The following is a 16,873-nucleotide window of genomic DNA, read 5'->3' as shown; positions in this document are numbered from 1 at the left end:
CGGCGGCGAACCGCGTAAGCTGATTCGTCGTGAGTCTCACCATCGGCATCGTCGGCCTGCCCAACGTGGGCAAGAGCACCCTGTTCAACGCGCTGACCAAGAACGACGTGCTCGCCGCGAACTACCCGTTCGCCACCATCGAGCCGAACGTCGGCGTGGTCGGGCTGCCCGACGACCGGCTGACCAAGCTGGCCGAGATCTTCTCCTCGCAGAAGGTGCTGCCGGCGCCGGTCTCGTTCGTCGACATCGCCGGCCTGGTCCGGGGCGCCTCCAAGGGGCAGGGCCGGGGCAACGCGTTCCTCGCCAACATCCGGGACGCCTCGGCGATCTGCCAGGTGGTGCGCGCGTTCTCCGACCCGAACGTGGTCCACGTCGACGGCAAGGTCTCCCCGGCCGACGACATCGAGACGATCAACACCGAGCTGATCCTGGCCGACATCCAGACGCTGGAGAAGGCGCTGCCCCGGCTGGAGAAGGAAGCCAAGCTCCGCAAGGACCGGGCCGCCGCCGTCGAGGCCGCCAAGAAGGCGGTCGAGGTCCTCGACAACGGCGTGACCCTGTACGCGGGCGCCGCCGCCGCGAAGGTCGAGCTGGAACACCTGCGTGAGCTGCACCTGCTCACCACCAAGCCGTTCCTCTACGTCTTCAACGTCGACGAGGCCGAGCTGGGCAACGAGGAGTTCCTCGACGAGCTGCGCGGCCTGGTCGCGCCCGCCGAGGCGATCTTCATGGACGCCAAGATCGAGTCCGAGCTGGTGGACCTGCCCGAGGACGAGGCCCGCGAGCTGCTGGAGTCGATCGGGCAGTCCGAGCCCGGCCTGAACCAGCTCGTCCGCGTGGGCTTCCGGACGCTCGGGCTCCAGACGTACCTGACCGCCGGGCCCAAGGAGGCGCGGGCCTGGACCATCCCGGTCGGCGCCACCGCGCCGGAGGCCGCCGGGGTGATCCACAGCGACTTCCAACGCGGCTTCATCAAGGCCGAGGTGGTCTCCTACAACGACCTGGTCGAGGCCGGATCGATGGCGGCGGCCAAGGCCGCCGGCAAGGTCCGGATCGAGGGCAAGGAGTACGTCATGCAGGACGGCGACGTGGTGGAGTTCCGCTTCAACGTCTGAATCCGGCCCGTTCCCGCAGGTCAGGAGGTTGGTGTCTCGCCCTGGGGCACACCTGGGGCACAACCCCACGCCTCATCGACCGCCCGGCGGGTACGCTCCTCCGAGTCCGGCATCAGGTGACCGTACGTCGACAGGACCAGCGTCGCGTTCTCGTGCCCCAGCCGTTCGGCCACGGTGATGACCGACTCGCCCTGCATCAGCAGGACCGAGGCGTAATGGTGACGCAGGTCGTGAGTCGTGATGCTCTCCGGAAGGCCCGCCTTCCGCACGGCCGCACCGAAGATGAGTGTGCCGTAGTAGTCATGCCGGTAGGGGCCGGCGAAGCGGGTCGTGAACAGCGTGCCGTCATCAGCCGGAGGGAACTGCACCATGTGCGCCCGCAGCGCGTCGGCGATGACCTGGGGCAGCGGCACGATCCGGCGCGAGCGCGGTGTCTTGGGGACTGTCCGCACCTTGGACTGTGGCGCGAACTGCCACTCAATCCGCACCAGGCGCGCGGCGAAGTCGACATCCTGCACCCGCAGCGCGAGCAGCTCGCCGAGGCGCAGGCCCAACCCGGCCTGGGTGAGGACCATGGCGCGGTTGCGGGCGGGGATCGCGTCGGCGAGCGCGCGAACCTGGTCGACGGTGAGCGGCACGACGCGTTCGCGGTGGGCTGACGGCAGGCTGACCCGGACCACGGGCGAGCGGCCGACGAGCCTGTCCAGCACGGCCGCCGCGTAGACCGAGCGGAGCAGCCCGACAAGGTTGCGCAGGGTCGACGGCGACAGCACCTTGCCACGGTCGGCCGCCCATGCCTGCACCTCGGAGGGCACGACCGCCGCCAGGCGACGGGAGCCGAGCGGAGTCGCGGCAATATGCGTCTCGATCAGGCTGGAGACACGCCGGGCGGTTGTTGGACGGTGAGCGCGGCCGGCAGCCCAGCGCCGGGCGTACTCGACCACGGTCGTCTTGTCGGACGGGTCGACGTACTGGCCGCGCACGATGTCGGCTTCGACCTGGGCGAGGAAGCGATCGGCGTCGACCTTGCGCGTGAAGGAGCGCTTGCGCTGGCGGTGGGCGTCGTCGCGCCACCGGGCCAGGTAGGTAACCTTGCCGTCGCGTATCCGCTTCTCCACGCTGCCCATGTCAGGCCGCCTGTCCCGAGAGCCAGGAGCGCACGTCGGCCGGGTCGTAGCGCAGGTGTCGGCCGACCTTGAACGCCCGTGGCCCGGTGCGGCGGTACCGCCACTGGTACAGCGTGCCGACGGGTACCCGCAGGAACGCCGACACCTCCTCGATCGACCACAGTTCGGTCGCTGCTTCACGGGTTGCCAATGCTGTCTTCTCCTTGTCGTCAGCTATGCGGCCGACGCGATACCGGCCGGGGTGGTGCCGAGTTCGTGGGCGAGTTCTTCGCGGCCGATGGCGTGTCGCTCGCGGGCGAGGGCGGCGGCGGTGTTGGCGAGGAGCGCGTCACCGGTGGTGTGCCAGCCGACTCCGGCGAAGGTGAGACTGCCGACGATGAGCGTGGTGTCCTCGTCGATCTGGTCGACGGGTGGTCCACCGGCAGAGGGGTGCTCGTGGTCCTGGTGCTCGTGGCGCCGGTACTGGACGCGGGTGTCGCGCAGCAGTTGGAAGGTCACCGAGTAGCGGCGGGCTTTGGTGAGAAAGTGGCCGCCGTAGCCGAGCATGTGCGCCCACCGCCGTAGGCGGGTGTACGGGTTGCCGCTGGCCGGTTTTGACGGTTCAGCGTCAAGGGCAGCTTGACGCTGGGCGACGCAGACGGGGCAGGCCCGGTAGCGAGTGTGGGTGCCGCAGTCGGGGCACTCCCAGCGCTCGATGAATCCGGGACGTGGACGGCGTTCCCGTGGCCGTCCGGACAGTGGGGCCGGGGCGTTGGTGGGTCGGCCGATGCGCCAGCAGGCGTCGATGAGGCGGGCGGTGTGGTCGCCGTCGGGGTCGGCGAAGTCGCCGACGCTGTCGGCGGTCAGGCGGGTGGAGGTGTGCCCGGTGGCCTCGGTGCTCTTGGTGGCGTACTTGGCAAGGTAGCCCGCGACCATCCCATCGGTGACCTCCCCCGAGCCGTCGGTGACGATCGGTTCCAAGTCGACCTGCTCGCCCCAGGCGATCAGCCATCCCTCCGGTCGGTCGGGGTGGGGCGGGGTGTGGAAGGCGATCTGCCGGGCGGCGTGGCGCAGCGCGTCGACGAGGTCGTCGACGGTGAACCCGGCCGGTGGGGGCACCACCTTGTCGGGGTCCAGGGCGTCGACGCCGTCGAGGCGGGCGATGGCGTGGAAGTGCACCGCTCCCCGCGCTTGCAGTTCGGCGACCTTCCCAGGGGACAGCCGCACGGGGGCGACTTTGCGCGTCTTGCCGGAGGCGGTGGGGATCTCGACGCGGGGGATGCCGCGGCGTTGGGCGAGTTTCGCCAGCCATCGTTCCGCGGCTTGCTTCGTGCGGTGCCACAGTTCGCCGGAGAAGATGTTCCAGACGACCTGATGGTCATGGTCGTAGCAGTACAGACACAACGGCTGCCCGAGCACCGCGTCACCGGTTTCGTGGCGGGCCCAGCAGACGGCGGGTCGGCCGTGGGGGCACAGGCCGGTGTCGCGGCGGGCGTGGCAGGGTTCGGCGCGGCAGTCGCAGCGGCGGCGGTTGCGGCAGGTGTGCCGCTTCACCTTCCGGGCGTGGACGGTGCCGAACGACGGCGCGGTGAAGGTGGCGAACACCGCCGGATGCTGCACCACCGACTCGGGTACGCCTTTGCCGCCGACCAGGCCCGCGCGCAGGAGTTGGAAGGCATCCCGCTGGTAGGTCTGCGCGCAGGCGGGGCAGACCGTGGCGCGGCGGTTGCCGCACGCCTTGTAGATCGCGGCGTCGGGCATCGCGTCGGTGTGCCGGGAGTCCAGGACACGGCCGGTCGAGGCGTCGACGGTGTAGAGGCTGCCGGCGAGGCGGATGGGTCGGGTGCAGCCGGCGGCGGCGCGGACGTGGTCGAGCCAGCCGAAGTAGTCGGGTCGGGTGGCGCGTTGGAAGGCGGACCCGGCGGCGGTGTAGGCGTAGACGGGGGTGGTGGTGTCGGCGTTCGAGCCCACACCCCGGGCCACGAGGGTCCGGGGTGTGAGGTCCAGCGTCGACGCCATCAGGCGGCCACCTCGTGGGGCCGGGTGTGGTCGGGGCCGTGGTGGCCCATGAAGACCTCGGTGATGCGTCGGGTGGTGACGATGGTCCGGCAGGCGCCGCACTGGCGGTCGGCCGGTTCGTGCCGGTGGCACGCAATGGTGGTGGTCACCTGGCCGCAGCGGATGGTGACCGGGGTCCGGCAGGGGCCGCCGGGGATGACGTGGATGACCGTGCGTCGGGTGTCGTAGGGGTGCGGCTCGTCCGGGTAGGCCGGGCAGGTGTGGGTGACCTGCTCGATGTCGACGACGTGAATGGTCATCGGGCACCACCGGCCACGGGGGTGCCGTTGACGGGCGTGGTGTGGCCGCCGAGGGTGTGCAGCAGTTCCCGGGCGATGTCCGGGGTGACCGACAGCAGGTCGGCCAGTTCGTCGATGGTGATGGGACGGCCGGTGCTCTGTTCGTGGCGGCCGATGACGAAGCGGGCGGTGGGGATGAGGTGCGCGGGCACCTCGGGTCGGGTGATCGGCACCGGGTTGACGGGTGCCTCGACGACGGCCGGGGCGGCCGGCGGGGTGCCGATGGTCGGCGGCTCGTCCACGAGCTGGTCAGCAGCCTCGGTGGTGTCGGTGTGGTCGGTGGTGGTTTTGACCGGGGCGAGGACGAGTTTGACCAGGGCCATGAAAGCCAGAGCGGGGACGGCGGACAGGAGCCAGCCGGAGGGGCCAACTTGGCCGACGGCGACGCCGAGCTGTGCGGCGAGGGAGAAGCCGGCGAAGGCGATCAGGAGGACCAGCGGGTAGCCGATCGGGCCGCCGTGGCGCTTACGACGGCGGATGACGAGCAGGCAGGCGACCGGGACGAGTTCGGAGATGACGGCGTTGGCCCAGCCGAACCAGCCGGAAGTGCCTTCCGGGCTGTTGGCCATGGTCCAGTCGTGGACGTGGGTGAAGGAAGCCGCCCCAGCGGCGAGGCCGACGAAGATGACGATGAGGACCAGGACGCCGCCTTCCAGGCGGGCGGGCCAGGCAGCGGGCGGGTTAGTGGTGGGCATGGGGGGTCACCTCCGGTGCCGGGATGCTGTCGAGGGGGATGAGGTCGACCACACCGGAGCAGTGGGCGCACATGATCGGGGCCAGGCCCTGGGCGGCGAGCTGGTTGCGGAAGCAGGGCAGGCAGGTGAAGTCGGCGGGGAAGAGGCCGTCGCCTTCGCAGAGGGCGCAGCGGCCGAGGCAGACGGGGCAGGGCGTGTAGACCGGCCCGAGGACGTCGTGGACGCCAGCGGGCGAGTTGCCCTCGATGCACCACAGGCACGGGTCGGAAAGGTTGAAGGTCATCGGTCGCCTCCGTGGCAGTCGAGGCAGCAGCCGTAGCGGCGGGGGATGTAGTAGGGCTTGGTCTGGCCGCAGTGGCGGCAGGTGCGGCGAGCCCGCAGGGCTTTGGCGATAGCGGCCCGCTGGGCCGGAGTCGCGACCCGTTTGGGCGCGGCGAGGTCGAGGCGGTAGAGGTAGGCGACGCGCTTACCGCGACGCCACAGGATTTGCGCGACCGCGTGATGCCCGCCCGGGCGGAGTCCGGCGGCGCGGAGCTGGCGGCGGGTGGCCAGGCCGTCGGGGGCGAGCCGGTAGGGGTAGGTGGGGAATTCGTCGGCGGGGTTGGCCGGGTCGTAGGTATAGACGGTCATGACTGACCTCCCCAGCGCTGCTGGGCGGCCTGCTTGGAGATGCCGAGGCGCTGGCCGATTTCGGCCCAGGAGTAGCCGAAGGCGCGCAGGCCGACGACGGCTTCGCCGATGGCGTCGTCGAGGTTGGCCGACAGTGCGACGAGGTCGCGGAGGGCTTCCACGTCACCGGCGGCGACGCGGCGGCCGTGGGCGCGGATGATGCGGCGAGCGAACGCGGCGAACGCGTCGTTCTCGACGACTTCACGCCGCTTGCGGCGAGAGGGGGCGCGCGTCAAGGACGCCTTGACGGTGAACATCAGTTCTCGCCTCCCTGGTTGTGGAGGCGGTCCCACTCATCGGCAGCCGCGTCGAGGGCGGTGATGACCTGCTCGGCGGTGCGGGCGGGGTCGTCGTTCCAGGAGTAGGGAGAGGTGTGCTCGTCGAGCAGGTAGCCGTCCTCGTCGATGTGGAAGACCGGGGCGTGGTCGTCGAGGTAGTCGACGAACGCGGCCATGGCCGCGAGGTAGTCGGCGAGCGCGCTCGGGTCGAGCTGGGCGAAGTGCTCGACGCGGTGTCCGGCGGTGGCGATGCCGATAGCCCCGGCGGCGCAGGCCGGCGGGGTGAGGGTGTCGGTGGTGGGGGCGTAGTAGGTGCCCTGGTGCCAGCCGTGCCGGCGCAGGTAGAGGGCAGCGCACCGGAGCAGGTCAGCGGGTGTGACCCGGACTCCGGTGGCAGGGTTTTGGGTAGCCTTCATGGCAGCCACGTCCTTTCGGGGCTGTTGGTGGAGGTCGGCAGGACCAGCACTGCTGCCAGGCGATGTCCTGGTCCTGTCGGCCGCTTATCGGGTGGTGCGCAGCCGCAAGTAGCGGCGCTGGCGGGTGTCGTCGCCGCCCATCGATCGCGGGGCGGACAGGTAGACGAGTCGGCCGCTGGCCGAGGCGACCTGGACCATGGCGGCGATGTCCTCGGGACGGCCGACGATCCACAGTTCCGTGTACTGCGCGGCCCGCTGGCTGTTGGCGCGGGCGTAGGTGCGTTCCCGGGTGGTCATGCCGCCACCCCGAAGTCGACGCGGGTGAGGTCCGGAACCTGCTCCGGTAACCGGCGTGGCCGGCGGATCCAGGCGGCGTAGTCCGCGATGCCCGCGATCTGGGCATCGGTCAGGTAGGCGACCTTGATGCGGCGAGGAACGCCGCCTTCGGCGATCAGGTAGGCCGCGCCCTGGTTGGTGGGGGCGATGTCGGTGGCCGTGTAGCCCTGCTCGGCCCAGCCGTGGCCGAGGACGATGTTCGAGCTGTTGGGGGTGGTGCAGCGGAACGCGGCGCGGTAGCCGAACAGGTCCCGCAGGCTGGTGGGGATGATGTCGAACGACGGCCGCTGAGTCGCGGCCACGACCGGGATACCGGCGGCCCGGCCCCGGGCGACCAGGTCACGCAGGAGAGCGACGAACTCCTCCTGCTCCTGCTTGCTGCCGACGGTGGCGGAGTAGAAGGCGATCTCGTCGACCAGGACGGTGATGACCGACAGGCCGTCGTCGGCGGTCACCTTGCGGCGCCCGTGGGCGCGCAGCCAGGCGTAGCGGTTGTTCATCACCAGTTGCAGCCGCTTGAGGACGGTCAGGGCCTCGGTGATGTCCGGGCCGATGAACGCATCAGCGGAGTCTTCCCACTGGCCCAGCTCGACGAGCTTGCCGTCGAGCAGCACGAGCCGGGAATCGACGCTGAGGGCGGCGTGGGCCGCGATGCAGTTGAGCAGCCCGGACTTTCCGCCGCCGGGCTCACCACCGGCGAGAAGGTTGCGGTAGGCGAGGGTGATGTAGACGGGCTGGCCGAACTCGTCGATCCCGATGAAGATCGGGTCGAACATCGACAGGCCAGGACCCACCGGCACCGCAGCAGCGGGGGCGGGAATCGCGGTCATCGGTGCCCTCCTTGGGCGTTTGGTGGACGCGAGGAACCACACGAACGAGCCCGCAGGGCTCCTCGCGTCCCAGGTGAATTGGGGGTCAGATCCAGTCGGAAACGTCGTCCTCGGGCGTCGAGGACGAAGCCGCGGGCTTGCTGCCGTTGGCCGTCGTGGTGGTGGCCGGCTTCTTGCCGGCGGGTTTGCCCTGCGCCGGGAGGGTGATCGTCGGGACGTTGACGTCCGGCAGGTCCAGGGCGGTCGGCACCGTCAGCGGTGCCTGCTCGACCGTCGGGGCGTCCGGGTCGATCACGTCGACCAGCGGCGAACCCACAGTGGCGGTCAGCACCTCACGGCGCTTGATGTCGAACCGCAGATACGCGGCGGTCCGCTCCGAGGCGCGCTCGATGAGCACGGTGGAGGCGTGACAGGTCACGGCGATCTTGTCGAGGCGGCCTTCCAGGTCCTTGGCCGACAGGCCAGGACGCAGGTACACCCAGACCCGCTCACCGACCGGTGTGGGACGAGCCCACAGGATCAGCGGCAGCGAACCGGACTGGTTGGCGATGATGAACTGCGAGAAACACACCCGCAGCCGATGCCTCACCACGAGACACCACGCCCAGGCGATCACCTGGCGACGGCAGACCGGCACGGCGGCCGGGACACCGACGACCAGGGCGACCACGAGCAGCGTCACCACGGCCGGGGTGTGGTCGGCGAGCTGCACCCAGAAGGTGAGCAGACCGACCGCGAGCACGATCTCGATCGCCCACCACCACAGCAGCCGCAGCACCGGCCAGATCCGGACCAGCACCCACGCGATCCCACCGACCGGCACGCCGACGAGCGCGCCGAGGAACAGAGCCAGGATCGGGTGCATGTACGACGCGGCCACCACAGCCGACAGAAGACCGACGATGACCGCCGACAGAACGAACGCCAGCCGGGCGTTACGGGCCGAGGAACGGTGAACCCTGGCCTCAATGACCGTCACCGTTCCGGTTGACTTCCCGCCGAAGGAACGGCGAGGGCTAGACTTGGACACGACGAGTCCTCCCAAGTGCCAGTTGGGATCGGATGAGTTGACGGCACCGGGGTCGGCAGATGTAGGAGTCAGTACCGACCCCGGGCCAATTTCCTTCTTGCCGCCACCTGTCGTGACGACCGGACCGGGAACGTAGGAGTCAGGAACACTCCCGGAACCGCATGGGGTTGGATCAGCGGACCATCAGGCCGCTTCGCAAGCCACGGACACCTGTGGCTCACACAGCACGACGTGCGAAGAGACCTACTTGGCCGGAGAACCAGTCTTCGGCTTCAGCGACACCGCCCGGAACGCGACGCCGTTACGCCCGTTGGTCGCCCACGGAATGGCCTCCAACTGCTCGACCGCGAGGAAGTCCCCCACCTTCACGTTCGGCTTCTCACCCGCCGTGGTGATGGTGATGACCTCCCCGCCCGTCTCGTCGAGCACGAAGACCTGGGTGGACCACATGGGCCGGCCCGTGTTCTTCTCGGACTTCTGGTTGCCGTTCTGGTCGTTCTTCGGCTCCGGGTCCTTCGACGCCGTCACCTGCTTGCTCGTGGTGTCCACGTACAGCTTCACAACAGACCTCCCGTAGTTGAGCGCATCCCCTGTGGACGACTGCTCGATGCATCGAAGCTAACAGTTGGTTGGGAGGCAAAGCAACTGTTAGGTCATCACTATCTGAAACGGCGACTTGACCTGCGGTTACAGGGGAAGCCAGATGTTAGGTGACTGGTAGGCTCTGGTAGTGGACGCTTCTACCGAGAAGCCGGACCCGGCTTCGTTACGCCCTCGGCAGGTCCGGGGCGAGTCCGTACATCAGCAGATTGCCCGGCACATCCGGAACGAGATCGCCGCTGGCATCAGACGAGATGGCGATGTCCTGCCATCTAGCCGCGAGCTGGCGGCCGAGTGGAACACGAGCGCCTTCACCGTCACCTCAGCCATGAAGTTGCTGGAGGCAGAGGGCGTCATCGAGAGCAAGTCCCGGTCCAAGCGGGTTGTGCGCGTACCGAACCAGGAACGACGAGGGCCCGTACGCCTGCCGAAACCGCGAGTGGTGCTCATCGGTGGATACGCTGGCAGCGGCAAGACCGAGTTGGGCCGCATGCTTGCTCGTGCCACCGGCTGGCCCATGCTCGACAAGGACACGCTGACCCGGCCAATCGTTGAAGCCGCGTTGGAGATTCTGGGCCAGTCACCGCATGACCGGGAGTCGGAGACTTACCTAAAGCTTGTCCGGCCCCGCGAGTACGAAGCCCTGAGCGCTGCGGCGGAAGAGAACGTGCAGTGCGGCAACAGCGTCATCGTGACTGCGCCCTTCATTGCAGAGTTTCAGAACCCGCAGTGGCTGGACCGGACGCGCGCACGATTCGCCAGCATGGACGCCTCACTGAGTGTGGTTTGGGTGTACTGCGACGAGGACACGATGAACCTCTACCTGCGGAGGCGGGGAGCTGCACGCGATGCGGCAAAGCTCGCTGACTGGGCGGGCTACCTCAGCCGTATCGACACAGGCTTCCGGCCGCCAGTCGATCACACGGTCATCAACAACTGTGTGTCTGCGAAGCCCTTGCAGGAACAGGCGGAAACCTTGGTGAAGTCCTTGATGGGGTTGGAGCTCGACTGATGCACGGCGTGATCCTCTACGGTCCGCCAGCATCAGGGAAAGACACCATCACGGCGGCCCTGCACCAGCTCGACGGCCGCTACCAACAGTTCCAACGCCTGAAGGTTGGACCTGGGCGCACCGATGGCTACCGCATGACCACCGAAGCCGAACTAACCGCGCTGCGGGCATCAGGTGATGTGGTCTGGGAGAACGAGCGGTATGGCTCGGTGTATGTAGTCGACAGCCCCGGCCTCCGTCAGCAGCTCGACGACGCCATTCCCGTCGTGCATCTCGGCCAGGTCGAGGCAATCAACGCTGTACAGCAAGCCTTCCCCGATGTGTCCTGGGCCGTTGTGGCTCTCACCTGCCCCCGAGACGTGGCCGAACAGCGAATAGTTCGACGAGGAACGGGCGACACCTGGCAGCGGCTCAGAGCATGGGACGAGACCGCGCCTGCGTCGACTGCGGACATCACCATCGACACCTCGCAGACAACGGCGGACCAAGCGGCACTGCTCGTTGACCAGGCGGTGCGGGCTGCGGCGCCGTAGAGGCATGGGCGGCCGGGCTGCCGGCGATGCCTGGTCTCGCATGATGGTTGACGGAACGGCGTCGGAGGACGCTTGACACCAGGTCATGATCGAATACTGGTGATCCGGTGTTGGCTTCGATGGTATGGCGCGGCGGTAGTCTGTCTGGCCGGCGGCTCCGCGTGTCGTGTTAGAGGAGCCGGAGGACCTCTACGAGTTGCGAGAAGGTCGGGGCGACGGCCTGCCAGGAGCATTGCTTCGGGTCAGTCCAAAAGTCGCTGGCGACGACCTGGGGGTCGGCGGGGTCGGTGCGATAGTCGAGGGCCATCGCGACGTCATCACCAGGGATGCGGTTGACCGCGATGAGGACTGCCTGCTCCACGTCGAGCCAGGGCAGCTCGACGCTGGCGGTGGCGATGCTTCCCCGTGTTTGCCGGAACAGGTGCGAGGAGGGCGGGTCGTCGGCAAGCAGGGTGAGCGATCTGCTCTCGCGGCGCATCCCTTCAATGCTGGTGAGAAAGTCCAGCGGAGATTCGAACCAGGGCATGAGTTCACGCAGGACGTCGTCACCTGGGTGCCGCCAGCGGCCACCGTTGAGCAGTTCGATCAGCAAGACGGGCAGCACCAGGCCATTGACGTGCAGGGCTTTCTCCACGCGGTCTTTCCCGTTTCCTCGGCATGGTGCTGGCGGACGCGTTGGCCTGCAGGCACGGTGTCGATGACGAGACTAGACGTCGTGTCGAGGTCATCGCCGGGGGGTAGTTGTCTGGTGCTTGGCCTTGGTTCGGTTCAGGTCGGTGGTGCTGCGGCGGGGAACGGCTGTTATCGGGGTGTCGGCGTCGTAGACGGTGACGGTGTGCTCGTCGAGAGCGACGGTGACAAGTTTGCGGGCGTGGATCTTGCCGATTTGGACGCGCTGTCCGGCGACTTGGATGCTGCCGTTGATGGACACGACCCGCTCGACCACCGGGATAGCGGCCGGTGGTGGGACTGGTGAGGCGGGTCGGGCGTCGCGGATGCGGCCGAGCGTGGTGGGCGGGAGTGGGCAGCGCAGGGTGCGGCGCAGCTGCCCAGCGTCGTCGATGACGTGCAGGAGGATGCCGTCGAGGCGGATGCGGACCCGCTGGCCGGCAAGGGGCATGCCGACGCTGATCTGCCGCCCGGCGATGCTGATGCCGCCGCAGGCGTTGACGACCCGGTCGACTTCGACGGCGGTGGTCTGCCGTTCGACCGGGGGTAGTGGGGGCGATCCGGCGGGTGCGCCGCCGTCGGCCAGGAGCCTGGCCAGGTCGCGTTGGGACAGCCTGGATGCGGTGGACTTGATGCGGGCGCCGTCGACGGTCAACACGTGCAGCCGGTCAGTGTCGACCCAGATCGTCACCGGAGTGCCGGCGAGGGCGGGGCCGAGCCACACCTGTTGCTGGGCGACGGTCAGGTTCCCCGACGGTGGCACGACCCGAACGAGCTGCACCGGCTCCGGACGGTCGGTGGACACGGTCACCGATCCGGTATCGACCTCGACGGCGGGTGGCGTCCGCGGGGCCGGTGGTGCGGTGGGCAGCAGCCCGGACGGCAGGCGCAGCTTCGGCGCGTGCACCTCGACCTGATCCCGACCGGGATTCGGGCGGTGGAACCGGTCGGCGGGGAAGGCGTCGTCGATGCCCTGGTGCGGCCGGTCGTAGTTGTATTCGGCGACGAACACGTCCACTGCGGCCTGGGCCTGCTCGATGGTGGCGAACACCCGGCCGTCCAGGCATTCGCCCTGCAGGCTCTGGTGGAACCGTTCCACCTTCCCGGTGGTGGTCGGGGAGCGGGGTTTGGTGTTGCGAGCCACGATGCCGTTCTCCCGGCAGATCCGCTCGAACAGCACCTCCCCAGGGTGGGGTGTGGGGAACCGGCCGGTGAACTGCTTGCCGTTGTCGGTCAGCACCTCACCCGGCATCCCGAAGCGGGTCAGGGCGGCGGCGAACGCGGCGCAGACGGCCCGGCCGGTGGCCCGACTGACCACGGTGGCGATGACGCAGTAGCGGGAGTGGTCGTCCAGGCCGGTGACGACCTTCGCCTCGGTGCCGTCAGCGAGCAGGACACCGCCGACGATGTCCATCTGCCACAGCTCCATCGGCTCCGGGCGTTCCCACCGCAGGTAGTCCTCCCGCCGGCGCTTCCGAGGCACCACCGGGACCAGATTGTTCCGCCGCAGAATCCGATACACGGTCGCCCGAGCCGGCGGTGGACTGACACCGCGACGCCCTGCCTCGAACCGCAGCCGACGCGGACCCCACCGCGGATGATCCCGGCGCAGCTCACAAACCAGCGCTTCCGTCGAGGGATCTACCCGGTGCGGGCAGAGATGGGGCCGGTGAGATCGGTCCTCCAAACCTCTGATGCCCTCGGCGGCATACCGGGCCAGCCAGTTGTGGATCGTCTGCCGCGACACCCCATACCGGGCGGCGACCTCCGTCTTCGGAGTCCCGCCCAGGCACTCCATCACCGCGTGAAACCGCTGCTCCATGACGCTCAACTCCGCGAGTCCCACCCGGTGCTCCTCCCGCCTGAGTTACAGACGCAACGAGCACCAGGCCGACCAGGTGTCAAACATCAACCGAGGCCGCCGTGTCAACCATCAACCGGCGCAGGACACGGGCTGCCGGCGAAGTGGTTCAAAGTTTCTGTACGTCTTCAAGGCGGCCCTGAACGGGCCGCACGCGCCGCCGCCTGGGCGCGCGTCCGTCGCTCCGCTGGCGCTCCGACTCCGGCCACGCAACACGCCCGGCGGCTGGCGCGGAAGCGGGAAACCCAAGGGCCGCCGCAGAACGACAGGACGGTTGACCGGGCGGTGGTGGGCCGGCAGCCGGCCGGGCCGCGCGGCCACGAGCCCGCGCGGCGTAGGGGAGGGCACGCCGGCCGCGTGCGGCGAGCTGGCAGCGGTCGCGGAGTTGCGGTTAGAGCGCCTCCGGCGGGGGCGCTCCGGCTCCAGGATGGCCGGGGCTCCGTCGGCGGGTCGCGGTCCGTGGGTGGTTGCGGTAGGCCATCCCGCCTGCCCTCGACCCGGGCAAGCCGAGCAGACCGCCGCCCGACCCGCCAGCGTCCGTACGAGCCGTCAAGGTCCGCTTGACATGGCGGGCCGGGCGGCGGCCCGCTCCCCAGGAGGGCGGGTCGATGGCAGACGGGATGGCTGACGGTGGCAGCCTGTGGAAGCATTCCCTCTTGTCGGATTGACCTTGGTTCGAATCCTGACGTCACGTATGGGGGTCTGCTCCAAGACCCAAGGAAGGGTTGATGACATGGATGGGCCGCTCATGGTGCAGGAGGCGACGCTTAGGGATTTGGACTGCATCCTAGATGTGCACAGCCAGGCTCGCGCTGCCTATTACGGAGATGACGGGATCCCGCTCGATTCAATCAGGAATCCAGCCGTTGAGCAGGAACAACGGGTTGGATGGACCAAAGCGATCCAGTCGTCCGACAAGCGGGTGTTATGCGCAGTGGCTGATGACAAGGTGGTGGGAATCGCTGCTATGGGGCCACCGCTTGCATCGGGGATAGATGCCCGCGTGGTCGGGCAGCTGTATCAGATACACGTAGTCCCCGGCAGGTGGCGTAGCGGCGTCGGTAGCACCCTGCACGCGTCCTTCGTGGCCTATCTGGCAGAGGCGTCGCTTCGCGTCGGGCTGCTTGAGGTTTGGGAGCGGAACGTGCGCGCACAAGGCTTTTACGCGAAGCATGGGTGGAAGCCTGACGGGCGGCGTCGGCCCGGAGGACCGGACAACTCCGAGTACATCTACCTCCGACTTGAAGCCGAGATCCCTCCCACCTTCGTGGGGCACACACGGGGCACAAGACAGCGTGAAACGTCGTCAAGCGACGAGTAACCATGACAACCCGAGATGCGCTCCGAGCAGGTGCCGAGGAACGTTCCCGCTGATGGAGAGATAGCCGCTCTCAGTTCCGCTTCAACGTCTGACGGCGGAAGCGCGGCCCTGACTCACCGGGGCCGCTTGTCCTCGACGTGTAGGACGTCAAGCTCATGGCCGTCCTGGTCTCGCTTGCGGCGTCCGTACAGACCAACGGCGAGGTCGCTGCTGTCGGAGATCTCGTCGGGCCCCACGTAGGCCAGCACGTCGTTGTGGTGGCCGTAGACCACCCATCCGGGACCGGGATTGAGGGTGACGGTGCCGAAGTCGCCGGCAGGTGAGCCGGCGTGGACGGGCCCGTACTCGCGCAGGATGTCAACGGCCTGAGCGGCGAGGTCAACGCCGGGTCCGGGATCTGGCAGCACGACGCACGTACCGTGGGCGAACACGACCCAGGACTTGCTGTCCCCTCGGATGATGCGACGCCAGGTTCCGGCCAGATCCTCCTCCGACATGGGGTGATCATCCCCGAGTCGGTGGACCGGCGCTACCCGCGAAGCGAGCCCGAGACAGTGGAGCGGCGCTCGGTGTGGGCTGACCGATGGTTTCCCGGCCCCGTGTTGGTCTGTACGCCGGGTACCGACTCACGGGAGGCTGACGCATGAGCAAACTGACCTTCGCGATGAACCTGAGCCTGGACGGCTACGTCGCTGCGCCCGGTGACGACCTCGGCTGGAGCGCGCCGAGCGACGAGTGGTTCCAGTGGTGGTCCGACCGGGTGGGGACGACAGGCACGGCGCTCTACGGGCGGCGACTGTGGGAGGCGATGAGCTCCCACTGGCCGACCGCCGACCAGCAGCCGGGCGTCACACCGGCGCACGCCGAGTTCGCCCGCCGCTGGCGGGACATGCCGAAAGTGGTGTTCTCCTCGACGACCAGACCGGTCGACTGGAACACCCGCCTGGTCACCGGCGACGCGGTCACCGAGATCGCCCGGCTGAAGGCCGAGGACGGTGGCCCGATGGACATCGGTGGCGCCACCCTCGCCGCGGCGGCCATGCGGGGCGGGCTGATCGACGAGTACGTGCTGGTCACCCATCCGGTCCTGGTGGGTGGCGGTAAGACGTTCTTCACGGCTCTCGACAACTGGGTGAACCTGGCCCTGGTGGAGACCCGGACGTTCCCTGGTGGCGTGCTCCTGACCAGGTACGAGGCCAGGCACTGACTGCCCCTCCACGTGGCGACCCGGCCTCACTCCTGCGCGTCGAGGTCACGTCGTGCGAAGCGGAGGTGCTCCCACTCCTCGTCGAAGATGACGTGGAGGCAGTGCAGGACCGGTGCCTCGTGTTCGGGCGACCAGGCCGTCGGCCGGGGCTCGGCGAGCAACTCCGGCGTGACGCCGGTGAGGAAGTCCCGGACCATGGCCTGCCGCCCGGCACGCAGTTCGAGCACCTCGTCGAGACTCGGCTGCCCAGCGGCGAAGATTGACATGTCGAAACCGTCCGCCTCGTACTCGGCGTGCCGCTGTCCGAGCGGATGGAAGGGCTGCGGCAGGCGCAGGATCGCCTTGCCGAGCCACGCGTCGGTGGCGAAAGCGAGATGGCGCAGGGTCTGCGCGAACGACCACTCGCCGTCGACCGAGACGTCGGCGGCGCCGTCCGGCATGGACCGGACCCGGTCGACCTCGGCCGCCCAGGCCCGTTCGAGCGTCGCCCAGGCCGTACGCAGGCCCGCCGGATCCTCGGCGTGCCTCAGCTCTCGCCCGGGGAACCGCCGGTTGAGTTCGGCCTCGACGAGCGGCACGACGTCGACACCGTTGACCAGCAGCGCGCCGTCGGTGAGCCACGGCGCATCGATGTCGAGCCCTCGCACGTCGACGCCGCGCATCACGGCCCCGGCCAGCGTCGACCTGATGAAGCGCGCGCCTCGCAGGTCCCTGTCCACGAACGTCGTGACGTCATCCCGGACCACGGCGCACCCCCTCCCGTCGGCGATTGCGGCGATGCTAGCGAGCGGGTGCGACAACGAGTCACGGTGAGGCCGCCGGCCCGCTTTGCGCGGAC

22 protein-coding genes are annotated in these 16,873 nt (G+C 68.8%); 5 read left to right on the top strand and 17 right to left on the bottom strand.

Going from position 1 to position 16,873, the window contains the following annotated elements; genetic code table 11:
- Positions 1–29 precede the first annotated feature (29 nt).
- Entirely contained in the window at positions 30–1,115 is a 1,086-nt protein-coding gene (ychF, locus tag Q3W68_RS10955) for a redox-regulated ATPase YchF (protein WP_302905325.1), read from the top strand.
- 20 nt (positions 1,116–1,135) lie between these two features.
- Here the strand turns inward: ychF and Q3W68_RS10950 are convergent, their stop codons facing one another.
- The 13 genes from Q3W68_RS10950 to Q3W68_RS10890 form a co-directional block, all read right to left on the bottom strand.
- A complete protein-coding gene (locus Q3W68_RS10950; protein WP_302905324.1) occupies positions 1,136–2,242 on the bottom strand; it encodes a site-specific integrase in 1,107 nt (368 codons plus the stop codon).
- Position 2,243: 1 nt separating this feature from the next.
- The gene (locus Q3W68_RS10945; protein WP_013288478.1) at positions 2,244–2,432 is read right to left on the bottom strand and encodes an AlpA family transcriptional regulator; all 189 of its coding nucleotides are present in this window, start codon (positions 2,430–2,432) and stop codon (positions 2,244–2,246) included.
- 23 nt (positions 2,433–2,455) lie between these two features.
- Positions 2,456–4,240, bottom strand: coding sequence for a replication initiator (locus Q3W68_RS10940; RefSeq protein ID WP_302905323.1), 1,785 nt, complete (start codon positions 4,238–4,240; stop codon positions 2,456–2,458).
- A complete protein-coding gene (locus Q3W68_RS10935) occupies positions 4,240–4,539 on the bottom strand; it encodes a hypothetical protein (RefSeq protein ID WP_047892668.1) in 300 nt (99 codons plus the stop codon). The genes Q3W68_RS10940 and Q3W68_RS10935 overlap by 1 nt, the downstream gene beginning before the upstream one ends.
- Positions 4,536–5,273 carry a hypothetical protein gene (locus tag Q3W68_RS10930; RefSeq protein ID WP_030501473.1) on the bottom strand — a complete coding sequence of 246 codons (738 nt, stop codon included), beginning with the start codon at positions 5,271–5,273 and terminating at the stop codon, positions 4,536–4,538. The genes Q3W68_RS10935 and Q3W68_RS10930 overlap by 4 nt, the downstream gene beginning before the upstream one ends.
- Positions 5,260–5,556 (bottom strand): hypothetical protein, encoded by a 297-nt coding sequence (locus Q3W68_RS10925; protein WP_030501472.1) that lies wholly within the window; start codon positions 5,554–5,556, stop codon positions 5,260–5,262. Before Q3W68_RS10925 ends, Q3W68_RS10930 begins: the two co-directional genes overlap by 14 nt.
- Positions 5,553–5,903, bottom strand: coding sequence for an RRQRL motif-containing zinc-binding protein (locus Q3W68_RS10920; RefSeq protein ID WP_047892669.1), 351 nt, complete (start codon positions 5,901–5,903; stop codon positions 5,553–5,555). Before Q3W68_RS10920 ends, Q3W68_RS10925 begins: the two co-directional genes overlap by 4 nt.
- Positions 5,900–6,199, bottom strand: a complete 300-nt coding sequence (locus Q3W68_RS10915; protein WP_030501471.1) for a hypothetical protein — start codon at positions 6,197–6,199, stop codon at positions 5,900–5,902. Before Q3W68_RS10915 ends, Q3W68_RS10920 begins: the two co-directional genes overlap by 4 nt.
- Positions 6,199–6,636, bottom strand: a complete 438-nt coding sequence (locus Q3W68_RS10910) for a hypothetical protein (RefSeq protein ID WP_030501470.1) — start codon at positions 6,634–6,636, stop codon at positions 6,199–6,201. Before Q3W68_RS10910 ends, Q3W68_RS10915 begins: the two co-directional genes overlap by 1 nt.
- Before the next feature lie 84 nt (positions 6,637–6,720).
- Complete coding sequence (locus Q3W68_RS10905; protein WP_302905322.1) at positions 6,721–6,933, bottom strand: hypothetical protein; 213 nt, start codon at positions 6,931–6,933, stop codon at positions 6,721–6,723.
- Entirely contained in the window at positions 6,930–7,802 is an 873-nt protein-coding gene (locus Q3W68_RS10900) for an FtsK/SpoIIIE domain-containing protein (RefSeq protein WP_030501468.1), read from the bottom strand. Before Q3W68_RS10900 ends, Q3W68_RS10905 begins: the two co-directional genes overlap by 4 nt.
- Before the next feature lie 85 nt (positions 7,803–7,887).
- Positions 7,888–8,781, bottom strand: coding sequence for a hypothetical protein (locus tag Q3W68_RS10895; RefSeq protein ID WP_302905321.1), 894 nt, complete (start codon positions 8,779–8,781; stop codon positions 7,888–7,890).
- A 294-nt stretch (positions 8,782–9,075) separates the two neighbouring features.
- Complete coding sequence (locus Q3W68_RS10890) at positions 9,076–9,393, bottom strand: hypothetical protein (protein ID WP_041799353.1); 318 nt, start codon at positions 9,391–9,393, stop codon at positions 9,076–9,078.
- A gap of 169 nt (positions 9,394–9,562) precedes the next feature.
- On the opposite strand from Q3W68_RS10890, the gene Q3W68_RS10885 reads away from it, so the two are divergent.
- Both Q3W68_RS10885 and Q3W68_RS10880 read left to right on the top strand, forming a co-directional pair.
- The gene (locus tag Q3W68_RS10885) at positions 9,563–10,444 is read left to right on the top strand and encodes an AAA family ATPase (RefSeq protein ID WP_302905320.1); all 882 of its coding nucleotides are present in this window, start codon (positions 9,563–9,565) and stop codon (positions 10,442–10,444) included.
- Positions 10,444–10,977: a kinase gene (locus Q3W68_RS10880; protein ID WP_302905319.1), complete on the top strand. Its 534-nt coding sequence runs from the start codon at positions 10,444–10,446 to the stop codon at positions 10,975–10,977. Before Q3W68_RS10885 ends, Q3W68_RS10880 begins: the two co-directional genes overlap by 1 nt.
- Before the next feature lie 169 nt (positions 10,978–11,146).
- Here the strand turns inward: Q3W68_RS10880 and Q3W68_RS10875 are convergent, their stop codons facing one another.
- Together Q3W68_RS10875 and Q3W68_RS10870 are read right to left on the bottom strand one after the other, a co-directional pair.
- Entirely contained in the window at positions 11,147–11,611 is a 465-nt protein-coding gene (locus Q3W68_RS10875) for a hypothetical protein (RefSeq protein ID WP_302905318.1), read from the bottom strand.
- Positions 11,612–11,701: 90 nt separating this feature from the next.
- Complete coding sequence (locus Q3W68_RS10870; RefSeq protein WP_302905687.1) at positions 11,702–13,468, bottom strand: IS481 family transposase; 1,767 nt, start codon at positions 13,466–13,468, stop codon at positions 11,702–11,704.
- Between the two features lie 733 nt (positions 13,469–14,201).
- Here Q3W68_RS10870 and Q3W68_RS10865 point away from each other — a divergent pair.
- A complete protein-coding gene (locus Q3W68_RS10865; RefSeq protein WP_368045733.1) occupies positions 14,202–14,828 on the top strand; it encodes an N-acetyltransferase family protein in 627 nt (208 codons plus the stop codon).
- Between the two features lie 113 nt (positions 14,829–14,941).
- Here Q3W68_RS10865 and Q3W68_RS10860 read toward each other — a convergent pair whose 3' ends face one another.
- Complete coding sequence (locus Q3W68_RS10860; RefSeq protein ID WP_302905317.1) at positions 14,942–15,325, bottom strand: hypothetical protein; 384 nt, start codon at positions 15,323–15,325, stop codon at positions 14,942–14,944.
- Positions 15,326–15,471: 146 nt separating this feature from the next.
- On the opposite strand from Q3W68_RS10860, the gene Q3W68_RS10855 reads away from it, so the two are divergent.
- Positions 15,472–16,035 carry a dihydrofolate reductase family protein gene (locus Q3W68_RS10855; protein WP_302905316.1) on the top strand — a complete coding sequence of 188 codons (564 nt, stop codon included), beginning with the start codon at positions 15,472–15,474 and terminating at the stop codon, positions 16,033–16,035.
- Positions 16,036–16,061: 26 nt separating this feature from the next.
- Here the strand turns inward: Q3W68_RS10855 and Q3W68_RS10850 are convergent, their stop codons facing one another.
- Entirely contained in the window at positions 16,062–16,781 is a 720-nt protein-coding gene (locus tag Q3W68_RS10850) for a DinB family protein (protein WP_302905315.1), read from the bottom strand.
- Positions 16,782–16,873: the final 92 nt, after the last annotated feature.

This window comes from Micromonospora sp. C28ISP2-4, assembly GCF_030519385.1.
Taxonomy (GTDB): domain Bacteria; phylum Actinomycetota; class Actinomycetes; order Mycobacteriales; family Micromonosporaceae; genus Micromonospora; species Micromonospora tulbaghiae.
Note: the sequence above shows the minus strand (reverse complement) of the source record. Positions and strands in the feature narration are given on the sequence as shown.

Bases quoted from the DNA above. Each gene is read 5' to 3' on its own strand.
- Q3W68_RS10925 (WP_030501472.1), bottom strand. From the start codon at position 5,556: ATGACCTTCAACCTTTCCGACCCGTGCCTGTGGTGCATCGAGGGCAAC.
- Q3W68_RS10860 (WP_302905317.1), bottom strand. From the start codon at position 15,325: ATGTCGGAGGAGGATCTGGCCGGAACCTGGCGTCGCATCATCCGAGGG.
- Q3W68_RS10880 (WP_302905319.1), top strand. From the start codon at position 10,444: ATGCACGGCGTGATCCTCTACGGTCCGCCAGCATCAGGGAAAGACACC.
- Q3W68_RS10940 (WP_302905323.1), bottom strand. From the start codon at position 4,240: ATGGCGTCGACGCTGGACCTCACACCCCGGACCCTCGTGGCCCGGGGT.
- Q3W68_RS10855 (WP_302905316.1), top strand. From the start codon at position 15,472: ATGAGCAAACTGACCTTCGCGATGAACCTGAGCCTGGACGGCTACGTC.
- Q3W68_RS10870 (WP_302905687.1), bottom strand. From the start codon at position 13,468: ATGGAGCAGCGGTTTCACGCGGTGATGGAGTGCCTGGGCGGGACTCCG.
- Q3W68_RS10900 (WP_030501468.1), bottom strand. From the start codon at position 7,802: ATGACCGCGATTCCCGCCCCCGCTGCTGCGGTGCCGGTGGGTCCTGGC.
- Q3W68_RS10915 (WP_030501471.1), bottom strand. From the start codon at position 6,199: ATGTTCACCGTCAAGGCGTCCTTGACGCGCGCCCCCTCTCGCCGCAAG.
- Q3W68_RS10950 (WP_302905324.1), bottom strand. From the start codon at position 2,242: ATGGGCAGCGTGGAGAAGCGGATACGCGACGGCAAGGTTACCTACCTG.
- Q3W68_RS10930 (WP_030501473.1), bottom strand. From the start codon at position 5,273: ATGCCCACCACTAACCCGCCCGCTGCCTGGCCCGCCCGCCTGGAAGGC.
- Q3W68_RS10910 (WP_030501470.1), bottom strand. From the start codon at position 6,636: ATGAAGGCTACCCAAAACCCTGCCACCGGAGTCCGGGTCACACCCGCT.
- Q3W68_RS10865 (WP_368045733.1), top strand. From the start codon at position 14,202: ATGGGGGTCTGCTCCAAGACCCAAGGAAGGGTTGATGACATGGATGGG.
- Q3W68_RS10920 (WP_047892669.1), bottom strand. From the start codon at position 5,903: ATGACCGTCTATACCTACGACCCGGCCAACCCCGCCGACGAATTCCCC.
- Q3W68_RS10935 (WP_047892668.1), bottom strand. From the start codon at position 4,539: ATGACCATTCACGTCGTCGACATCGAGCAGGTCACCCACACCTGCCCG.
- Q3W68_RS10905 (WP_302905322.1), bottom strand. From the start codon at position 6,933: ATGACCACCCGGGAACGCACCTACGCCCGCGCCAACAGCCAGCGGGCC.